At 32.6% G+C, this 2,541-nt stretch carries 2 protein-coding genes; both read right to left on the bottom strand.

Annotated elements, in window-relative coordinates; all coding sequences use genetic code 11:
• Positions 1-185 precede the first annotated feature (185 nt).
• Complete coding sequence (locus ACK5ON_RS11580; RefSeq protein WP_409822607.1) at positions 186-1,712, bottom strand: carboxypeptidase-like regulatory domain-containing protein; 1,527 nt, start codon at positions 1,710-1,712, stop codon at positions 186-188.
• A 373-nt stretch (positions 1,713-2,085) separates the two neighbouring features.
• A partial coding sequence (locus ACK5ON_RS11575) for a T9SS type A sorting domain-containing protein (RefSeq protein WP_409822604.1) occupies positions 2,086-2,541 on the bottom strand: 456 nt, incomplete at its 5' end.

Below are 2,541 nucleotides of genomic sequence, written 5' to 3'. Positions count from 1 at the left end.
GTTGAAGGAAAAAAGGTGGTTGTTTTTGAAAATGTTTCGTTTGATTGTACGTCGTTAAAATTATCATAATTATTAGAACCACTATCAAAATCAAAAGTGTTTAATGAGTTATCAATTTTTCTGAACGTTACCTCTGAGGTTAAGCTTAATCTGATTGAGTCAGTAATAGGTTCTCCAAACCGGACTTATAATTTTCCAAATTGATTTTTCTCTTTTTCAAATTGATTTTGGTTCCTTATATCATCTGGTGTAGCATCGGCAAATAGTGTTGCTGAATTTGTATTTAGAAAATTATCAGTTTTTTGAATTTCTGTTTCAAAATTGATAACCAATGCTCTTTTCTTTTTCTTAAACTGTTTACTATAACTTCCATTTGTTGTAAATGTATTGTTGTTATTTTCATTGTAATCCTCGTTTGAACTGCTGTTCAATTCATCATTGGTTTCGTTAGTTGTAACTTGATTTCGGATGGATTTATTTTGTGTTCGCATTTTCTTAAATGAAGGATTGAAATAAATTATTGACGTTGAGTCTAACTTAACTTCAAAATCAAGATTTAAATTATGTCCGTTATTACTATTAAAAGTTGAAGTTTGAGAATTGGTAAACGTTCTCCCTTCGGGTAAAAGATTGATTCTCTCTGTTCTGTTTGCATTTTCGGTTTCAGCGTTGGTAAAATAGTAACTTCCGCTTTGATCAATTTTTTTAAAGAATTTATCTTGGTAGTTGACTCCAATCATGTTGGATTTTGTAATTCCTCTGTTCCCACCAAACGACATATTATTTATACCAAACGAACCTGAGTCATCATCAACATATATTGACGTATTTCTTCCTCCACCCATATTATCAAAAATTTCATCCATCGAAAATCCAATGGAATTGATATTGTTGGAAGAAGCCAAAACACTAATTTTTCTTTCCCCTTTGAAATAATTGAGTAACAAACTAGATTCATAACGTTCCTGAGAACCATAACCTCCCATAATTTTTCCAAAAAAACCTTTGTTTTTATCTTCCTGTATAGTCAGATTTATTGTTTTTACTTGTGAACCAGCGCTTTCTCCAGATATTTCTTCCGACTTTGTTTTGGTATCAACAACCTGAACTTTATCTATAATTTCGGCAGGGAGGTTTTGGGTGGCAATTTTTCCGTCTTTACCAAAAAAAGGTTTTCCGTTAACTAAAATATTATTGACTTCTTTACCGTTTACGGTAATCTTTCCTTCGGGAGAAATTTCAACACCCGGCAATTGTTTTAAAAGTGCTTCTACATTGGCATCGGCACCTACTTTGAATGAAGCTGCATTGAACTCTAAGGTATCTTTTTTTATCCTGATTGGTGGAATTTCTGATTTGATAACCACTTCATCTAGCGCATTGACAGTCTCTTTAAGCTCTATTGTTCCCAAATCTTTGTCTGATTGCATGGAGGACAAATCTTCTTTAAAATCCTGATAACTTATATAGGAAACTTTTAAAGATATGGGTTTGTCACTTTTTTTAATTTTGAATATAAAAAAACCCAACTTGTTGGTAATCGTATAATCAACAACGGAAGAGTCCTTAACTGAAGTTAAGTAGACTGTTACCGACTCTATGGGGAGTTTTGTCGTATGGTCAATTACTTTTCCTTTTAAAGTAATTGAAGTTTGGGAAAAAACAAATGAACTAAAAAGCAAAGAGCAGAAAAGATAAAATGATTTGGGCATAAAAAATTAGTTGTTATTAGAGTTTTAAAACATAAATAACGGCTAAATAATAATTTTATTATGTGATGTTAAAATTTCTTACGAAAACTTTAACAATAATTACTTTTCTCTAATATAAATGTCTATACTATAAAAATATTGAAACTATAGAAGCGCTTACTTAGCTTCTCTCAAAATGGAAAAAAACATTATTAAATCGTCATTTAGAAGACATCTTTTTCTTTTTTACTTTTACTTAATGACGGAAAAAAAATCAATAAAAAATCCCCATCTCGTTAACAAACGAGACAGGGATTTTAGTACTATTTAGTCTTAATACTTAATACTCCAGTCTATCAACTCCCAACTTCGTACCTCGTACTTCGTATTTCGATTATCGTTTCACAACTCTCAACGTCTTAACGTCTTCGCCTTGTGTCACCACTACATTATAAACACCACTTGGATAACGATCTCCGATAGTTGTAGTCTCTAACTCATTAACTTGAGCTGTATGTTGCTCAATCAATCTTCCTACCATATCGTATACTTTGATAGCAATTGGTGTGCTGTCTACAGAAGCAGTAACATCTAAGTTAAAGCCACTTACAAATGGGTTTGGATATGCTGTAGCACCAAACGCTACTTGAGCTCTTCTGGCTACAAATGTAGAGATTTCACAACCTCTTCCTTGTGGTCCAAACTCGCCACCCAATTGTACCGATACCGTTACTACGTAGTTCTTGTTAACTGTAGCACCTGTAAACATGCTCAAGGTAAAGTTAGCTACGGTTCTATTGATAGGTGTACCTACTTGTACCAAATTCTCATCTACTTGTTCAAACAATGA

Origin of the sequence: Flavobacterium sp., assembly GCF_046317795.1 — a bacterium.
In the GTDB taxonomy this organism is placed as follows: domain Bacteria; phylum Bacteroidota; class Bacteroidia; order Flavobacteriales; family Flavobacteriaceae; genus Flavobacterium.
This window is presented reverse-complemented; position numbering and strand designations above follow the sequence as displayed.

Bases quoted from the DNA above. Each gene is read 5' to 3' on its own strand.
- ACK5ON_RS11580 (WP_409822607.1), bottom strand. From the start codon at position 1,712: ATGCCCAAATCATTTTATCTTTTCTGCTCTTTGCTTTTTAGTTCATTT.